This is a genomic window from Gilliamella sp. Nev5-1, assembly GCF_001690895.1.
Taxonomy (GTDB): Bacteria; Pseudomonadota; Gammaproteobacteria; order Enterobacterales; family Orbaceae; genus Gilliamella; species Gilliamella apicola_C.
Window position 1 is genome coordinate 64,716 of record NZ_LZHO01000077.1, and the last position, 19,106, is coordinate 83,821.

General features: G+C 34.1%; 17 protein-coding genes. 12 read left to right on the forward strand and 5 right to left on the reverse strand.

Features of this window, described 5'->3' with window-relative positions; translation table 11 throughout:
• Nucleotides 1–176 precede the first annotated feature (176 nt).
• From A9G41_RS10545 to A9G41_RS10600, 12 genes are all read left to right on the forward strand, one after another.
• Nucleotides 177–434 (forward strand): Flp family type IVb pilin, encoded by a 258-nt coding sequence (locus A9G41_RS10545; protein WP_075539644.1) that lies wholly within the window; start codon nucleotides 177–179, stop codon nucleotides 432–434.
• A 140-nt stretch (nucleotides 435–574) separates the two neighbouring features.
• Nucleotides 575–1,882, forward strand: a complete 1,308-nt coding sequence (locus A9G41_RS10550) for a CpaF family protein (protein ID WP_081302092.1) — start codon at nucleotides 575–577, stop codon at nucleotides 1,880–1,882.
• Nucleotides 1,879–2,805 (forward strand): type II secretion system F family protein, encoded by a 927-nt coding sequence (locus A9G41_RS10555; RefSeq protein ID WP_065581408.1) that lies wholly within the window; start codon nucleotides 1,879–1,881, stop codon nucleotides 2,803–2,805. Before A9G41_RS10550 ends, A9G41_RS10555 begins: the two co-directional genes overlap by 4 nt.
• 3 nt (nucleotides 2,806–2,808) lie before the next feature.
• Nucleotides 2,809–3,687, forward strand: coding sequence for a type II secretion system F family protein (locus A9G41_RS10560; RefSeq protein WP_065581407.1), 879 nt, complete (start codon nucleotides 2,809–2,811; stop codon nucleotides 3,685–3,687).
• A 13-nt stretch (nucleotides 3,688–3,700) separates the two neighbouring features.
• Entirely contained in the window at nucleotides 3,701–5,119 is a 1,419-nt protein-coding gene (locus A9G41_RS10565) for a tetratricopeptide repeat protein (protein ID WP_065581406.1), read from the forward strand.
• A gap of 42 nt (nucleotides 5,120–5,161) precedes the next feature.
• On the forward strand, nucleotides 5,162–6,043 hold the full coding sequence (locus A9G41_RS10570; RefSeq protein WP_141675144.1) for a hypothetical protein: 882 nt from the start codon (nucleotides 5,162–5,164) through the stop codon (nucleotides 6,041–6,043).
• A 2-nt stretch (nucleotides 6,044–6,045) separates the two neighbouring features.
• Complete coding sequence (locus tag A9G41_RS10575) at nucleotides 6,046–7,479, forward strand: type II and III secretion system protein family protein (protein WP_081302091.1); 1,434 nt, start codon at nucleotides 6,046–6,048, stop codon at nucleotides 7,477–7,479.
• An 18-nt stretch (nucleotides 7,480–7,497) separates the two neighbouring features.
• Entirely contained in the window at nucleotides 7,498–8,658 is a 1,161-nt protein-coding gene (locus A9G41_RS10580) for a hypothetical protein (protein ID WP_065581404.1), read from the forward strand.
• A 30-nt stretch (nucleotides 8,659–8,688) separates the two neighbouring features.
• Nucleotides 8,689–9,159 carry a TadE/TadG family type IV pilus assembly protein gene (locus A9G41_RS10585; RefSeq protein ID WP_065581403.1) on the forward strand — a complete coding sequence of 157 codons (471 nt, stop codon included), beginning with the start codon at nucleotides 8,689–8,691 and terminating at the stop codon, nucleotides 9,157–9,159.
• Between the two features lie 15 nt (nucleotides 9,160–9,174).
• Entirely contained in the window at nucleotides 9,175–9,912 is a 738-nt protein-coding gene (gene tadF / locus A9G41_RS10590; RefSeq protein ID WP_075539646.1) for a tight adherence pilus pseudopilin TadF, read from the forward strand.
• An 8-nt stretch (nucleotides 9,913–9,920) separates the two neighbouring features.
• Complete coding sequence (locus tag A9G41_RS10595; RefSeq protein WP_075539647.1) at nucleotides 9,921–11,816, forward strand: hypothetical protein; 1,896 nt, start codon at nucleotides 9,921–9,923, stop codon at nucleotides 11,814–11,816.
• Between the two features lie 515 nt (nucleotides 11,817–12,331).
• On the forward strand, nucleotides 12,332–12,787 hold the full coding sequence (locus tag A9G41_RS10600; protein ID WP_075539648.1) for an A24 family peptidase: 456 nt from the start codon (nucleotides 12,332–12,334) through the stop codon (nucleotides 12,785–12,787).
• A gap of 552 nt (nucleotides 12,788–13,339) precedes the next feature.
• Here the strand turns inward: A9G41_RS10600 and A9G41_RS10605 are convergent.
• From A9G41_RS10605 to rplM, 5 genes are all read right to left on the reverse strand, one after another.
• A complete protein-coding gene (locus A9G41_RS10605; protein WP_075539649.1) occupies nucleotides 13,340–13,741 on the reverse strand; it encodes a ClpXP protease specificity-enhancing factor in 402 nt (133 codons plus the stop codon).
• A gap of 47 nt (nucleotides 13,742–13,788) precedes the next feature.
• Entirely contained in the window at nucleotides 13,789–14,421 is a 633-nt protein-coding gene (gene sspA / locus A9G41_RS10610) for a stringent starvation protein SspA (protein ID WP_065581399.1), read from the reverse strand.
• A gap of 366 nt (nucleotides 14,422–14,787) precedes the next feature.
• Nucleotides 14,788–16,518, reverse strand: coding sequence for a group II intron reverse transcriptase/maturase (gene ltrA / locus A9G41_RS10615; RefSeq protein ID WP_075539650.1), 1,731 nt, complete (start codon nucleotides 16,516–16,518; stop codon nucleotides 14,788–14,790).
• A 1,583-nt stretch (nucleotides 16,519–18,101) separates the two neighbouring features.
• Nucleotides 18,102–18,494: a 30S ribosomal protein S9 gene (gene rpsI / locus A9G41_RS10620; protein WP_034915459.1), complete on the reverse strand. Its 393-nt coding sequence runs from the start codon at nucleotides 18,492–18,494 to the stop codon at nucleotides 18,102–18,104.
• 11 nt (nucleotides 18,495–18,505) lie between these two features.
• Nucleotides 18,506–18,934, reverse strand: coding sequence for a 50S ribosomal protein L13 (gene rplM / locus A9G41_RS10625; protein ID WP_065566227.1), 429 nt, complete (start codon nucleotides 18,932–18,934; stop codon nucleotides 18,506–18,508).
• Nucleotides 18,935–19,106 lie beyond the last annotated feature (172 nt).

Here is a 19,106-nt window from a genome sequence, read left to right on the forward strand (position 1 = left end):
AAAATTAATCGATTATTTTTATTAATATTAACATGATTAATAATGAATTTACGCCAATTTTTTTTATTTGCCATATTGGCAAACTATAAAATTAAGTATATTATACACCCACTTTCTGATTGGAAAGTGATATTTTAAAATAAAAGAAATGTAAGAAATATTTAAAGGAGAAAACTATGATGTATTTATCAGCACTTCGTGCTCAAGCTAGAACTTTTTTAGGTAAATTTGCTAAAACCGAAGAAGGTGTAACTGCGATTGAATACGCAATCGTTGCAGCTGGTGTTGCGGCTGTTGTTTCAGTTATTTTCAAGGGTCAGTCAGGTGGTCCAGTTTATGATATGTTATCTAACGTATATACCAGCTTACAAGCTAAAGTACAAAGCATGTTGGTCGTTAATGGCAGTGGCAGTGGCAGTGGTGGTGGTCAGTAACCCTGCTCCTTAATTAGTGCTATGTAACATTTGAAAGTAGACGGTAACAAGTTACCGTCATCATCTAAGATTAAAGCTACTAGGAAGTGATCGGTAGCTTTAATCTGTTTTTAGTAGAAGAGCATGATGAAATATAAAACATGGATAATGAACAATTAAAATTTCCTAGTGAATGGGGTAAAGTTCGTGATTTGGTTTTTCAAGTTCTTGACTTAGAGCTAGTTGAACAACTAAAAAACGAACCCGCCAGAATCCAGCGTGAAGTGCAGACTATAATCAGAGATATTGTTAATTCAGGTAACGTTCATATTACAGCTGACGAATTAAATGTATTGGCTGGTATGATTTGTGATGAAATTGTTGGTTATGGTCCAATTGATTCATTAATGAAAGACGAAACTGTCAACGATATTTTAGTAAATGGTCCGTATAGCATTTATGTTGAACGAGGAGGAGTCCTCAGTAAAAGCGAAAAGTTTTTTATTAATGAGCGACAGTTACTTGATATCGCAAGGCGTTTAGTCAATAAAGTTGGTAAAAATATAGATGAATCACACCCGTTAGTTGATTCACGAATGCCTGATGGTAGCCGCCTTAATGTTGTGATTCCGCCCATTGCAATTGATGGCACCTCGATGTCAATTCGTAAATTTGGAACGGGGCGTCGCACATTCCATGATTTAATTAACTATGGCTCACTAAACGAAGATATGGCTAATTTTTTAGTTATTGCAGCTCGTTGTCGAATGAATATTATTGTTTCGGGTGGAACAGGCTCTGGTAAAACCACAATGTTAAATGCATTATCTGGATTTATTGGTGAACATGAACGAACCATTACACTTGAGGATGCAGCCGAATTAAAACTACAACAAGACCATGTGGTTAGAATGGAAACAAAAGCGGGTGGAGAGGATGGGCGTGGCAAAGTGACCATGCAAAATTTATTAGTTAATGCCCTTCGGATGAGGCCAGACCGAATTATTTTAGGGGAATGTCGTGGTGAAGAGGCCTTTGAGATGCTTCAGGCTATGAATACAGGACACAACGGTTCAATGTCGACATTGCATGCTAACACTGCTAAAGATGCCTTATCTCGCCTTGAAAGTATGATTATTATGGCTCAGCCAGAATTACCCATAGTTGCAATTAGGCACTATATTGCTTCTTCTGTTAATTTTATTATTCAGGCCTCTCGCCTTCCAGATGGACAACGTAAGGTGATGAGTATTACTGAAGTTGTTGGCTTAGAATCTGAAAATATTATCACCCATGATGTGTTTAAGTTTCGTATTAGTGATGAAAGAAACGAACAAGGCAAGATTCAGGGTGAATTTGTTTGTAATGGGTTAATAAAACGATCTGCACTTTATGAAAGTGCTCAATATTATGACATGTCAGACGTGTTAGAAAAGCTTATGTTAAATGCAGTGGGGATCAAATCATGATTCTTGTTCTTTCCGTTATACTTATTCTTATCTCTATTGCTAATATTTGGATTTTACGTCGTCGTAGAGGACGATTACAAGTTTTTTATAATCTGGAAGTTAAAAATAAATCATTATCTAGTTTAGTTGAAGAGCAACTAAGAACACAAAAACTATCTTTTTGGGAGCGATTAGGCTTTGATTTCAATGCACTATTCGGTTCCTACTATAATTTGCTTATAGTGGGTCAATCTAAAGCACGTTTGCTTATTTATATTTTTGCAGGTGTTGTGGCAGGGGTAGTGATGAATCAAAAGTTTTTCAATTACGCTAATTATATAGTAGTTCCATCTAGTGCTATTTTTACAGTTTTCATAATTCTTTTTTTGAAAAAAAGAAAGCTGAAAAAAGAATTTTACGAAACGTTTCCCGAAGCATTGAATATCATCTCAGGTGTGGTCTCTTCTGGTAATGCAATAACAACAAGCTTTAAAGTATGTGGAAACGCAGTGGACGGGATTGTTGGCAAAACAATGAAAGAAATAGATAGGCGGATAGAAATTGGTGAAAGTGCTGAGGGAGTTTTGTTAAATTCTTATCAGCGGCTTCCTTTTCCAGAATATTATTTCTTTATTTTAACAATTATGGTCAATCTTGATGGCGGTGGGGAGTTAAAAGAGGTTCTTAATAGGTTAACCAAAATGCTATCTAACAATCGAATACTAACGAAAATAAGGGATGGAAAAACTGCGGAACTAAGAATGTCAATGATAATATTAGGTTTTATGCCTTTTGGTTTTATTCTTTTACTTAAGTTTCTCTCAGAAGAAAATTATGGGTATTTAGTTGGTACAACGGTTGGTCACTATATTTTGTACTATATTGTAGGGAGTGTAGTTATTGGTTATTCAACTATCAAAGGAATGATTAATAAGATCATTTAAATTATGACTAGTTTGCTAAATATATTATTTCCAGTTATTTTAATTTATCTTGGTGGCAAAGAATTGATTAATTCGTATCAACTGCATCAAAGAAAAGAAAAAATTGGTTTACTCTTAAATAATGAAAGCAAAGGAAAGAAAGCGATTAACCTTAGAAAGGATATTGGTCAAAAGAATGTTTCCTTTGAAAGAATTGCAGCTAAAAATAGTGTTACCCTTAGTTTTTTACGGCGTTTTCAAGAAGAAAACAGCTGGAAAGTCTATGCGGTTATTGTTGGTTTTTCGTTTTTTTATCTGATAAATCAGCTCTTTTCTTTTGTTGCACTTGAAAGCGATATATTATTGATTACTTTGCTGATAATTATTATTGTGGTGATTTTTGTGCCTGAAAAAATAGTGAAAAGGCAAACAGAAAAAAGAATTAGAAAAATTTCGCGAGATTTACCGTTGATCATTGATATGATGGCAATTATGGTTAAATCAGGCATGACCATTGAAAATGGTTTTAAGTATTTAAGCCTAAGAACGAAACCAATTAATAAAGATATCGCAGTTATTTTGGAGAGAGCTTGTTTAATGATGGAGGTCAATGGTATTGGTCCTTCTATTGATTTAGTTCAGCGGGAAGTGCCAAGTAAAGAGGTTAGAATGTTTTGCACTACGTTAAAAAGAAGTATTAGTTATGGTAGTTCAATTTATGATGCTTTATTAGAGTTATCAGCTGAAATTAGAGAAATACAAAAATTAACCATAGAAGAAAAAATTGCAGCTATTGCCGCAAAAATGACAATACCAATGATGATTTTTTTTCTAGTACCTGTTCTTGTTGTTGTTGTTGCACCTGTTATCATGAGTATTATATCAACATTTAGTAATAGTTAGGGATGTAGAGATAATGAATTACTTTTCAATATGCTGTAAGCCAAGAAAGTTAATAAAGCCGAAATGTATTGCGGTCTGTTCAGTATTGTTTTTTGCCATTGGGTGCCAAAATAGCACCTTAAAATATGATTTAAATGAACAACAAAAAATTTATATTCATGAAACAACAAAAAATTACGGTGGTTTAATTGAGCTCTATAAGCAACGCTTACAGCGCTCTGACACTGAAGATACAAGGTATAAACTTGCTCAAATCTACTACCTTTCTAATGATTTTGAAGCGGCAAAAAGGGTATTATCGCCAGTTTTAAATAAAAGCAAAAATGATAAGCTTTTTGTTTTGTATGGTCATGTTGAGTCTAGAATGCGGAACAATGACACAGCATTAGCATATTTAGACAAAGCGATTGCAATCAATCCTAAAAATGGTGAAGCATATAATGTAAAAGGCATTGTTTTGCTAAAAAAGAAACAATATGATGCAGCGCGTTATGCATTCAATCTAGCTAGAGAAAACTTTTATGATGAAAATAAAGTTACAAATAACTTAGCGATGCTAGCCATTTTGAATAAAGACTATACTGAAGCTTATAAACACCTAAATATTTTATATACTAAAGGATATCGTGATCAGACAATTCTTCATAATTTATTTTATACATTGGTGAAATTAAATAAAATTAAATTAGCTAAGTCATTTTGTTTAGCTCATAAGTTATCTAATGAACCAGAAATTTTAATTCAAGAATTAAAGCAGATCGAACCAGATAATGCGATAAAATTTAATGAAATTACGCCAGCACAAAGTGATAATCAAAAGCAATATTCAGTTGAAAAAGTAGCATCGCAGCAAATATCCAAAACAGAAATGGTTGTCAAGTCAGAAAAAGGAACAAAAATACGAGCTGATGATAAGTCAGAAATTAGTGCTAAATTAGCAAATGTGGCTAAATTGGGAACGACAGAAAACAAATCTAAAATAGTTACTCAACAATCTAATGTAGCTAATCTAGAATCGGTTACTAACACAACTGATTCTAAACAGAATAGCCAAGCAAATCAGGCAACGCCAAAGTTGACTATTTTAGCAGTTCGATCGGGTGAGCACGGTAAGTATAGCCGAATTACCTTAGAAACAGATACTCAATTGGGTAAAAATCAATATTTAGTTGAGAAAGTTTCGCCAACAGAATTCAAATTATCGTTCTATGACGTAAACATTTCTGCCGAACGAATAGATTATATTATTAATCAAATTTCTCGTAGTGATCGCGATTTTGCTAGTGTTACAGGAAATTTAACCACTGAAAAAACATTAATTCTACAAATAAAAACAAAGCAGAACTCAATATTAAAAGATTTTTATGCTGGTCCTAACTCTAAGGGTAAGGCTCACTGTTTTGCATTTGATTTTTATTTAGAAAATAAATAAGTGCAAAAAATAACTATAAATATAGCACCATAGGGAGCTTGCATGAAAGGAAAGAAAATAATTGTTCTATATGTATTAATGTTAATTGTAGGATTAGCATTACTATTTACTAAAACAACACCTACACCTGTTGCTGAGCCACCAGTTCAGTTGCCAGTTGAGGTTATCAAAGAGGAACCCAAGAAAGAAGAGCCAAAAACAGAAATCATCACGGTTGCTGTTGCAAAACGCGATATTAATAAAAAATCGATTTTGTCAAAAGATGATTACTATTTTAAGTCAATAGAAATTAGCATTAATAGTGAGCAGAAGCCTGAATATATAACTGATGCAGTAGAAGTAGATACTTATATTGCTAAAAATAATATTGCAAAAGATTCTTTTATAAAACGTAGTTTTATTGTTTCACCTAAGTCGCCTGACTATGCAATATTAGCTTTAAAAGAGGGAAATTACATGTTTCCGTTCAAGTTGGAGAAAACAGATACCTATTTAGCAAAAAACCTAAAAAGTGGCGATTTGGTTGATATTTATGTATTTTATGGTAGCGATGATGAGTTTACAGATTATCACGGTAAAAGCCGTAAAGAGGCTAATTTGGTTTCGCCTAGTAACGCTTTTAATAAAAATCGTATAAAACCGATTATTGTTGGCAAGAGAATCCTTTATATTGATTTAGATAATGACATGAAAAATTTTGGAAAAGTTGAGACTGCGCAAATTCAATTAGAGCTTTCAAATCAAGAGATTAAACTATTAAGAACATTAATGACCAATTCTACAATTATGATGTACCCTAGCACTTATAAAAAAAATGTTGATGATGGGTTACGTTTGCTAAGTGATAAAGAGAAAAATTGGCCATTATCTGATAACGATATTTTTTCAAAGAAAAAACGGCTCAACTTGCTAAAAGGTAACTAAGAATGTTAATAAGAATTAAATCAACTATGGAAACAATAAAACTTTTAGTTTGTTTACTATCTATCGGCTTTTCCTCGACGGTTTTTGCTAGTATTCACAATTTACAGATAGGACAAAGTAAAACAATTGTTTTACCTGAAAATGTAGGAACCGTTTTTATTAGTCAAGATAGTGTGGCAAATTATGAGGTTGTTGATGGCAAATCATTAATTATATATGGGAAATCAAATGGTAGAGCAAGTCTACTTGTTTACGATGATGCAAATAACCTTATTATTAATGATACTATTAATGTCGATCCACTTTTATCTCAAATTACGCATAGATTAGCACAAAATTTTCCAAATAGTAGTGTGACAATCGATCGTTATGATAATGGTGATCCAAATGGTAAATTTGTATATGTACTAAATGGCACTACACCCGATACTACGACAAAAGGTAAAATTATCGCGGTTGTTGGTTCACTTGTTGGACAAAATTCTGAGCGAATACGAACTGATGTAACAGGTGAAGTCACAGTCAAGCCAGATCTTTCATTTCAGGATCATTATGTTTATAGTAATATTATCGACAATATTAGAGTTATTGAAGAGTTTCAGGTTAATGTAAAATTGACTTTTGTGGAAGTTAGCAAAGAATTTACCGACTCATTGGGTATTGAATGGCAAAGTTTGACTTTGAAAAGCATGATGGATGGCAAATCTTTTGATATGAACACTATTGGCGAGTTTACACTGTTAGGACTAAAAAAAGGTTTTGATATTCATAATATTACGACAATGATTCGTGCTATAAAGAACGATCGTTTAGCCAAAATTTTGGCGCAACCTAATTTATCGGTATTGTCTGGCGAAAGTGCATCGTTTTTAGTTGGCGGTGAAATTCCCATCGTGACAAAAGATAAAGATGGTGGTTCAAATGTTACTTATAAAGATTATGGCATAAAATTAAATATTAGCACAAAAGTGAATAATGATAAGCGTATCAGATTATTTATTGATAACGAAGTAAGCTCAGTTTCTGGCTCATATGCTTTTAGTGATTATAATATTCCCACTTTATCAACTCGAAAAACGAGTTCAACTATTGACTTGTCTGACGGGGATAGTTTTGTTATTGCGGGTTTAATTAATGAGCAAGACGAAGAAGTATTATCTAGAATTCCTTTTATTAGTGATATTCCTATTTTAGGCGCATTGGCTCGTAGTGCAACAACTAGCCGAGGAAAAACTGAAATGGTTGTGTTTGCGACAGTTAAATTAGTTACCTCTAATAGCAGTTTTGATAGTGTAGAACTACCAATTTTAGAACGCACTGATATGATTAATAGTTTCTTCAATATTAAGAATAATGTGGATAAACAACGACGTAAGACAGTGCCAATATCTAACGAAAGTGAAAAATTTATTAATGATATGGGCTTTATTGAATAAAAGGTTAATGAGATTCTTATGCAATTATTTGGTAATAAAAACGATAATGATATATCAAAAGGTTCTTCACAAGAATTTGTGACTAAGAGTATTTCAGGTTTTCGTGTTGCTATTTTAAGTAAAAGAAGTAAGTTGGTTGAAGATATTCGATCTGTGCTTTTTCTTTACAACGTATTAGGTATGGAAATTATCCCTTTAGAGCTATCAGAATTAAAAGAAGCAGCTAGTTGGAATAAGTATGACATAATTATTTTAGATATTAAAGACGAGGCTGACGCAGAATTCTTATCGGAAAATATTAATCGTTGTATTCCAATTCAAGTTACAACAATCCTTATTGGCGACCATGACTCAATTCGATTTTCTGAATTCTTATTGAAAAAAGGGATTCATTTTTTATTAGAGAGCCAATTAGATAAAATTACTGATATATTACATTTAAGAAGCCTTGCTCCAAATAGTTCGAGCAAAAGAGTAGGGAGTGTTATTACATTTTTAGGTTGCAAAGGAGGAATTGGCACATCATCATTAGCGATTCATACGCTAAAAAATATTAGTTCTTTAACTAATTACCCACTTCTTTATATTCAAGGGGCAACAACAAGCCCTAATGCCGATTTTTTATTTGAAATGCCAATACCTCAAGATGGTACATTTGTTAATGTTGGAGATTCTATACAAGTAAAAATTGAGAATAGTGACAGAGCTTGGAAATACGATGATCTTAATTCTGGACAATTTAATATTACTTTTATTGATCAAAATATGGGATTATCATCCTCATTTGAACATTTTGAAGATATTATCGATCTTTCAAATATTGTTCTTATTATAATGAACCGAGATCCTTATTCTGTCAAAGTTGCAAAAAAGATTCTAGATGACATTGCACGTGCTAGTGTGCAAAATTTGGATTTACTCGATAAGCGATTTTTGGTTTGTTTAAATGATAATTTGCCTTGTGATAAAAAGAACGTTTTACGAAATGACGATATTGAAGAGTTTTTGGGTAGAAGCATTGATTTTACTCGTAAATTTATTCCAAAAATGAATGATTTTAAAAAAGCGTATAATAGTCGTGAAATAAAAGAGATATCTTCGGCTCTTATTGGCAATAAAAAAATCGAGAAAAATAAATCAAAAAGATCTTTTTCAATTTTAAAGAAAAAGAAAGGTTAACCTTTAATATAATAAGGTAGAGCAAGAATTATGTTGAAATATTGGGAATTGTTCCTTCGTCAAAAGCAAGCAAGTATTGCCATAGAATTTGCATTTGTTTTCCCTTTTTTAATAAGCCTATTTTTGTTTACGCTTGAGTTAAGCCGTATCATGATTATTGGTTCATCCTTAGATTTAATGGCTACAGAAATTACAAGGAGAGCCGCAATTTCTGAAAGGGGCAATTATGTTGCACAAATGAATCAATTCGCTACATCTGAAGTACCGTTATGGCCTTATTTGACTAATTCGAATGATTTGCATATTACAGTAAAATTTTGCAAAACAATTCGAGATACAATTGACAATACTTGCCAAAATACAGTGAATGATGATACTAGCATAATACTATTTTATTTGAAGTATGACTACTATGCTATATTTTCCCAATTATTTGGTCGTATTATTGATTCTTCTTTGACAAAGAAAACTATTGTTTACCGTGAATTTTATGATAATTAAAAGAAAGGAATAATAATGAAATATTCTGGTAATTTTTTTCGTAATAAAGACGGTGCTATTATTTCAATTGAGTTTGTATTTTGTGCCTTTTTGTTTACAGCATTAATGTTTATTATCTATGATGGATATTCTGTCATTTCGCTAAAAAATAAGCTGGAGCGAGTAAATTATGCTGTAGCATCAATTTTTCGCGAGAGAACGGCTCTTTACCCTGTGATAAACGATAGAGGAAAATGTTTTAATCTGTGTGACAAATCTCGTGAGTTATTTGATAATACTCAAGCGGAGGAATTACGTCAAATGGCCAGCGAACTACTAAATCGTGAGGTATCTATAAAAATAGATGTTTTACTTATTTCACAAGACACAAGTGATCCTAATTTTCAAGCTAAGATAGAGCATGCTAAATTGAAACAACTCAGTAGTGATCCAATTTGTCCTTCAAACTCTTGTGGTGACGCAATTAATTATTTTAATTCACTCTCTTCTATGGAGGATTCTACTAACTATGTAAAATTCATTCCGTATGTGCGGAGAAATGGTAGTGGTCCATCAATGTTGTCTGGGCGTTGGATTCCTTTGTATCGCGTTAGCATGTGTGTTAAGCAGGAAGAAAGTCTTTTTTTAAGACTGACTAATAGCTCTGAGGGGGGGGGTGGATTCGGTCAATCTATATGTACTAGTACTATGGTGTTGTCTCGCTGTAATGATATGGCAATTATTAATAGTACTTGTCCTATGTATGCACATTAGAGGGCTATATGAAAGATAATAAACAAGTAAAACGGCTCAATGATCAGAAATCCTTTTTTAAATGTACTGCTGGAAATGCATTTATTTTTTTTGCGATTATGGCTCCTGCCATATGTGCTTGTATGTTTATTTCATTTAATTATAACGAAACATTATCTAATCGTGCGAGGATCTCTGAGGCGACTAACGAGGCTTCATTAGCCATAGCAGCCTTAAATAATAAAAATGTCGATAGTATAGCACGTGAAGAAAATAAACGAATAGCATTGAGTTATATTAATTATTTTCTTAATCAAGAAATTAGCGATGCTTTATCTGCAGACGCTAATATTTCTATTGATTTTGATTCTAGAAATGATATTCAAGAATATCATGTCAGTTATACACAGAAATTCGGTTCTCTGTTTGGTAAAGAAAGGGAAGGCAGTGGTGATGATTGGGGAACACTATTGTACAACTCATCTAATGTAACTAATAATACTGAAAGTTATGGTAATACAAGAAAAATAAGTAGTGGCGGCACGACTGCTATTGCTTTTATTGCTGATTTTTCAGGTTCAGCAACATGTAAATACAATGATCCATCTTGCAATAAATACTCTGAAGTAAATTATAATCAGCTACGTGTTGATTATATGAAAGAGGTAATAGTGGACATTGTTGATAGATATAAAAATGTGCAAAGTTATGACTTCGCTTTAATTCCTTATGATATCGGAGTTCCCACGCCTCCCGACGTCCCTTCGCATACTTTGAGCGTTGATGCCTACAATGTCTATAATTGTTCGGTTCTGTATAAAATGAAGTCACCTTACAACACTGTTGACTATAATTTTTGGGCAAATAAAAATATGGCAACAAATATATCTTTTTTTGGTGATAGGCCTGATTTTGATCGCGATGGTAATATGATTTATTACTATTTAGACTATTATTTTTACCTTTTTTATTCAAAAATTATTGAACCATCGATGTCTAGAAACATGTGTAGAGAGCGTAATCAAAATAATAATCCGTTTCAAAATGGGGAGTCAAGATATGCTTGTAACGAAAATGCAGCTGATTATCCGTTAAAACAGGCAAATAAAGATAAAATAAAAAATCAATATAATAGCGTAGCTAAATTATATAATTCTATGTACTCAGGGTCAAACGCTAATGTGCATTATTCTTTCGCCAATACTGAAACAGTTAATGTAATAGGCACCATTGATGCATTGTTCAGTGATATGGATAATAATATAATAACATTTAATCGTCCCGTTACACCTACTGGCGATTTTTCACCGTTTTATGGGATGTGTCAGTCACCTTTATATAATCTTGGTGTCATAAGTGAAAATATGGTAGGAAAGTCAAACGGCAGAATGTATGAAATAGCATCAGGAAAACTCAAAGATAAATATAACAGAGATCGTAATTTTAAAACTGGGCCAGTTTTAATTCCTCTTCCACTAGATAAGTATTCATTAAGAGACAAGATAGCAGATTGGAAACCTGGGGGAGGCACTGATACTATAACTGCCTTGTTAAGGGCTGTACCAGAGATAGCCGGAGGGGCGTATGATGATAAAATTCTAATTATTATCACAGATGGTAAAGATGATAAAGGTGCGGATGTTCTTAGGGATGATTTTTTAAATAATAATGTTTGTCAGACAATAACTACAGGGTTAAAAACTACAGCTCAAAATGCAGCTATTCACTATATAAAGATAGACCCTAATGCTAGAAATTTAACCTCTCCAGCTCAATATGAACAAGTATATGGCTTGTGGTATACTAAATGCATGGATCGTGATGAACGTTATTTACACGAGGCTCATGATTATCAGTCATTGATTAAGGCAATAACTAAAATTATTGAAACTGAAACGGGGCAATTTATTAATAAGAATGATTAATCTATGAAAAATAATGGTTACTAAAAAATGGAAATGATGAACGTTCCAATTTTATTTATATACTGTTTATAGTTATCATTCTTATCAAGTGGATTTAAGGATGCAATAATATAAAATAACTAAGGGATTTATGACTAGACTTGAACTAAGCTTAGCTTAGCCGGAAAAGATATTACCATAAAAATAGTAATGTTTGGGTTTTGGGGTAAATATTAAATTATTTTATTTTTAATTTTGTGGCTTTGTCATTACTTACAAAGTAAGTCCAAAATTTGGAGAAAAGATGACTTATAGAAATATAATGTATGATATAAGTTTAACAGGAAAGCTATTGAATGGTAATTTAGTCAAAATTGATGAGGGTATAAAATCTACTCTATTATAGTGATGAAGCAGATTTTTTATTGGACAAGGTATTAGACGTAAATTTGGCCCGTATTGTAGCAAAACGAGGAATTAACTAGATGCTAAATTAGCGTTTATAGGTAGGATTATATTCTAGGTCAAGGTAAATAATGATTAATCAATTATTAATTAATGATGTTATTATTTTAACAATTTGGGGATGTTTATTAGTTGCTTGTTATACTGATTTAACACGCAGAATAATATCAAATTATATTGTTTGTATAATATTCATCCTCGCTATTTTTAATTTTATTTTTGGAGAGGGTCAACTAAATTATAAAGCATCAGGGATATTCTTGATTTGCGGTCTATTTATGTTTTATTGCCGATTAGTTGGAGCAGGAGATATAAAATTAATTACAGCACTCTTGATATCTATTCCACCGCATGATGTTTGGATTTTTTTAGTGCTAATTACATTACTTGGGCTGCCGATTGCGATTATAGCAATAATATATAAATATATTAAAAAACCAGAAGCAGGAGTTACATTACCTTATGGTTTAGCTATTAGCGGAAGTTATTTTTTAACGTCAATTACACTATTTAAAACAGTATTCTAATAATTACTTATTGTTCCTCCCGAATAATTACACTTTGATGGGTAGTTTTTGGGGGGCATTTATTTGGCTCTGTATATTCTTTATGCTAAGATTAAGCTCTAATCCCCAGTACACGCGATAGCACGTCGGTTTATGATGTCCATTGATAGACTAGATTTCTGACACTGTTAAAACACTTAGGTTTGATATTGGCTACTTTCATGCTATTGCCTTTATCCCCACTTATTATAACAAGCCGAATTACCTATGCACTATCTACAGCACAAAACTTTACGAAAATTCCAATTTTAACCTTTTTTGTAATAGATATGATTTTGTGATGGGATATTTTTTCATAATTAAACCCTATTCACTTTTATCATAGAGGATTTTCTACTTTTTAGATGCACTATTTTAAGGCGTAGTTACATAAGTATACATAAAAAAACAAGCTAACCTTTATCAAAAGTAGTAGATATCAATTTAGTTAAATCTAGTGATTTTTTACCACAGAATTGATATTATGTCGCCCACTTACTAATATGTGCATGGGCGTAATAACAAATAAAATAGCTATTTTACAACACGAAATGGATTAGTTTTTGGTTTCGGTTGTTGAGGTGGAGCTTCGCATTGGTCTTGATGATATTGCGGTTCATCTTCAAATCCCATACCAATGCCGTTTTCACGCGCATAAATTGCTTCAATAGCCGCCATCGGTACAACAATGTGTTGAGGGACACCCGAAAAACGAGCATTAAATTCTACTTGTTCGTTAGTTGCACAATATTGACCTACAGAATGAGGAGCAATATTTAATACAATTTGATTATTTTGAATGAATTCTTGAGGAACTATCACACCATATTTCGAAGTATTAACCACAATATAAGGTGTTAATTCATTATCTAGAATCCAGTCATAAAAAGCCCTAAATAAATAAGGCCGGCGAGGAGTCATTTGCTCAAGTTCCATAAAAAGCCACCTTGTCTACGATTATTACAAGTCAGATAAAATTATTATTATGATCTTATCTTTTTTTCGTCTTCTGTTAATGAATTAATGAAAGCTGGTCGTTCAAAAATTCGTGCCATATATGCTAAATAATTTTTCTCAGCAACTTTAGGTAACTCAATACCAAGCATCGGTAAACGCCATAATAATGGAGCAAAATAGCAATCACTTAACGTAAAATCATCACTCATAAAATAAGGCTTTTCTTTAAATATGACCGAAATAGAAACAAGATCATCAAGTAAATTTTTACGTGCAAGCTGTGCTTCATTACTACTAGGATCATTAATAATAGTTTCGTAAGCACTATACCACTCTTTTTTGATGCGATACATTGTTAATCGAGAGTTAGCACGAACAATAGGATAAACAGGCATTAATGGTGGGTGGGGAAAACGTTCATCAAGGTATTCTAATGCTATATGTGGTTCATATAACGTTAGATCGCGATCAATTAATGTTGGGATTGAACCATATGGATTAAGATCCAATAATTCTTGAGGTAAATTATCTGCCGTTACAAACTCAATTTCCGCAGTTACCCCTTTTTCTGCCAGCACAAAACGAATTTGATGCCCGTAAATATCTGTTGTATCACAAAATAATGTCATCACAGAACGTTTATTAACAGCAACAACCATATTCACTCCAAATATGAAAAATTAAAATAAGCTTCATTGATTACTATTCTAACAAATTGAATAACAAATTTGTTAAAAAAATGAATTTTATTATTATCTTTATTTTAAGAAACTGTTTTATGGCAATAAGATATCAGATGGTATATACGTTTTAGTAGAAAATGATTTTTACTATATAAGTTAATTCCAATGAAAATAGTGTTTTTAGTTATGTGGATGTATTTACGAAAAAAAACCAGCCTTGGCCGGGTTTTGAGAACTTTTGTAAAGTTGTAGTCGGGTAGCAGTAGCACATTACTGTGCCACCGCCCCCTAAGAACTGTACGAGCGAATTTCTCCGCATACAGCTCAAGCCTTCCAATTGACTTAATAAGCCAGTTTCACTACTTCTAACTTCAGCGCATGAACTTTTTTATGACAGATAGGATGTAATAACACTCTATTTTTCAAAGCATCACTGCCCCCTTGCACTCTGTAGATTATATGGTGGTCATGCCATCCCGTTTCTTTTGTGATAGGGAGTAAACATAATCCACAACGACCTTTTTGAGTTTTATACAACATTTGCCATTTACTTCTGTGTGAGTATTCCTCATACATCCGTTTTTGGTATAATGTTTCTCCGTATAATTCCCATTCAGGTAAAAACGGGTTATAGTCCGATTTTACTTTGATGTGTCGTTTGATTGCTGTCTTGCTACATTGCAATAATTCAACCCATTTCTCTACACCATGACGGTCTTTTATCGTAGTACCAAAGTTCCATACTCGATTAGCGGTTGTTTTAAAGTATTTCTCTTTAATCCAACGTTTGCCTTTCTTGCTGTGTCGTCTTTTGCTCCAATTCCATAAAGCCCGCCATATTAATGCATCCATATGCCCATAAGCTTCACTGGCGACTTGACTTCGGTGGTAGTTTGCCCACCCCCTTATCATTGGGTTAAGTATTTTTATTAAGTCTTCTTGTTTTATCATGCTTAACTTCTTTATCCTCTCTCTTACCTTGTTATAAAATGCTTTCACATTCTTTTTACTCGGTTTGATAATGATACTCTTGTTAAACTTTCTTACCGTCCAACCTAAAAAGTCAAAACCCTGCTCGATATGCACGATTTTGGTTTTTCTCTCCGATAGAGTTAATCCCCTTTCTTTGAGAAACGCCTTAACCACTGGGATAACCTTTTCTTCCAGTAACTCTTTCGATATCCCTGATATGACAAAGTCATCCGCATACCTTACCATGTACGTTTTATGTTGCCTGATTTTCTTACTTGCTTTTTCACCGAAGTGTTCAGCGAGTACTTTCTCTAAGCCATCTAACGCCATATTTGCTAGTGTCGGGGAAATTATGCCGCCTTGCGGTGTTCCTTCCTCCGTTGCTTTTACCTGCCCCATATCCACAACGCCCGATTTTAACCATTTCTTTAATATCCTTTTATTCATTGGGATATTATTTATTAACCATTCATGGCTAATATGGTCAAAACAGCCCTGTATATCTGCATCTAATACCCACTGCGCAGGTTGGTTTGTTTCCCTCCCTTTGTGCGAGTATATTCGATGTATATGTGTTATCGCATCTGCCGTTGACCGATTAATGCGAAACCCATAGGAGCCTTTGTCCGCTGTTGTTTCTGCTACAGGCTGAAGGGCAAATAGATAAAGCGCTTGCATTGCTCTGTCTTTCATAGTCGGAATACCCAAAGGGCGTTTCTTTCCATCAGACTTTGGGATATATACTCGCCTAAGTGGCATCGGTTTATATCCCTTACTTGTCAACGTTGCAATCGCTTGCCATTTTGCCTCGGCAGTTGACCATGCTACTTTGTCAATTCCCGTAGTCCTTTTACCTCTGTTTTCAGTCACTCTTCTTACTGCTAATTGCTTAGCATAAGTCGAGCGTGTTAATAATCTTTGCAATCTTTTCACTTTGCGCCAATTATTCTCAAGTGTCGCTTTCGCAATCCTACTCTGCAATCCTTTAACATGTCTTGTTGCTTTGACCCAGTCAATACTGTGCCATTTACGAGCCATGTCAGAGGTCGCTGGAGCTGGACTCTTATTAGCCTTTAAGCTATTATGAGCTTGCTCTTTCATACTTACCTCTTGATACAAGAAGTAGCAGAAATTACTTGATTTTGGTGAATAACTACCAACAGAACTCCCACGTTACAGTGGTAGTTATTCAGTTAATCAAATAACTCTACCACGATGTAACATGGTTAATGATTGAGTTTTGAGTTTGGCGTCTGCTTGTCACAGATGAATTACTTCCCAATAATTCATTTTAAACTGTTAGGCATTCGTCAGCTCATCCCTCGCCTAAAATAATTCCATTAGAAATTATCCACTAAAGGATTAGCCCGTCATCTTGCGACGGAAGACCAGTTAGAAGTCTGCACCCTTTCGGGTTAGGTTATGTTTCACACCCTATGTTAGCCATTACAGCCAACCCTTCGCTTTCTCTAACCTCCTTTACCTGCACACTCAACAGCATTGCTTACGCTCTGCCTGCCGTACACTCTTCCATTTTCCGTATATATACGGTTGCTGAATTGTGGACGGCAAGTGTACAGGCTTACCAAGTTCCGTTATTACCACACGAATAGTTAAGATGTAGACTGTCCGCCGATAGTCGTATGATGGCGTATTCCCACGCTAAAAAGGAATAACCCACTATGCACCTTTTGGTTAAAGCCTATCAGTAGCTTTGGCTTTGTCAGCATTACGACGTTTATCATCTATTCACTTACGTTCATCTTTCTATTCAGTCTAGCCCCTCATAACCTGCTACTGGTTATTACTTAGTTTCACCTCACGATTCCACTAACCTTGCTATTCCTCAAGGGGGTACATTGTCGGGAAGCTCCGCACCAGACCGTTACCCGTCTCGCACTATCCCTAGACTACTACTCGCCATAAAGTAGGTTGGCTCACGCTCTCGCTTAATTGCTAGCTCGTTCCAACAATGGCAATAACAGCTTATGCACTGCTCATAAAACTGCTCGAGTGAAATAAATAGGCTTTTACACCTGATATTTTACCAATAATATATTGTAGACATGATTCTCTATTGCCCCTTCATTATCAACCTTAAAGTTAGTATTACGCTTAACTTTAATATTGTGTTGATTAATGTTGCGACTAATCACTTTGTCTATATTGTAATTACTTTCTTAATGTTTTACCCTATGGTTTTAAATAAACCCTGGACATTAAGTCGTATCTTATTAGTTAAAAAGAGACGTCGGCAATCGTTTTATTGCTCGCCTTGTAGTTGTGTATAGTCCAACTATGACTGGAGAGTGTAAGACTCTCAAAAGGCTCCAGTTTACTTCATGGCGAAGTTTGATGTCAGCTATATCTTCGGCTCATCATGTAGTTGTATATAGTTCAACTCTGGACTGGTAAGGTTTATACCTTACAAAGGGCTTACAAGAATACGTCCCCTCTTGTATACGGGTTGAAAGGTTATCTCTATAACGCTTTCTGTATTATCTCCCTTTCGGGAGTATGAAGGCTCCCTCGAGGAGTTTACAAGCTTGTAAATAAGGAAAGAATATTTCATCTTCGCGCTTATTTACTGATAAAAGGGGAAAGTATTTCATTTCCGCCTTTTATCTCACTTGATTTTACGAAAAACTTCATAAAAATCAAGCACTTAGTGCTGCTTGTCGCACTTAACGTTTGCTGAATTGTGGACGACGACGCGCTTTGCGTAGACCCACTTTTTTACGTTCAACTTGACGAGCATCACGAGTAACAAAACCTGCTTGACGTAACGCTGAGCGTAAAGTTTCGTCATACTCCATTAATGCACGAGTAATACCGTGACGAATTGCACCAGCTTGACCTGAAATACCACCACCTTTAACAGTAATGTAAAGATCAAGTTTGTCAGTCATTTCGACTAACTCTAACGGTTGCATAACAACCATACGAGCTGTGTCACGACCAAAGTATTGCTCTAATGAACGTTTGTTAATAACGATGTTACCACTACCTGGTTTGATAAATACACGAGCAGCAGAACTTTTGCGGCGACCTGTACCGTAATATTGATTATCAGCCATCTTCTATCCCCTTAAATATCTAATACTTGCGGTTGTTGTGCCGCATGATTGTGCTCATTACCAGCATAAACTTTTAGTTTACGGTACATTGCACGACCAAGAGGACCTTTCGGTAACATGCCTTTTACAGCAATCTCGATGACTTGTTCAGGATGACGTTCAATCATTTCTTTAAAAGTCGCTTCTTTAAGCCCACCGATGTAACCAGTGTGACGATAATAGATCTTATCAGTGCGTTTTTTGCCTGTTACAGCAACTTTTTCTGCATTGATAACGATAATATAATCACCTGTATCAACATGTGGTGTGTATTCTGCTTTGTGTTTACCACGCAAACGGCTTGCGATTTCAGTAGCTAAACGACCTAACGTTTTACCTGCTGCATCAACAACGTACCAGTCGCGTTTAACTGTTTCTGGTTTAGCTGAAAAAGTACTCATTCGTAATTATCCAATTTTTAATTAATCTCACGTCAATAAATCAATTGATTTATTTACACTTTTTGATTGTTACTATTAAGCAACACACCCCTTCGAGTGGTTATATTAATGCTCACAACCTAAAACAACATTGGGAAAAACGTTGTCGTAACGTGGGTGGCAATATTATACA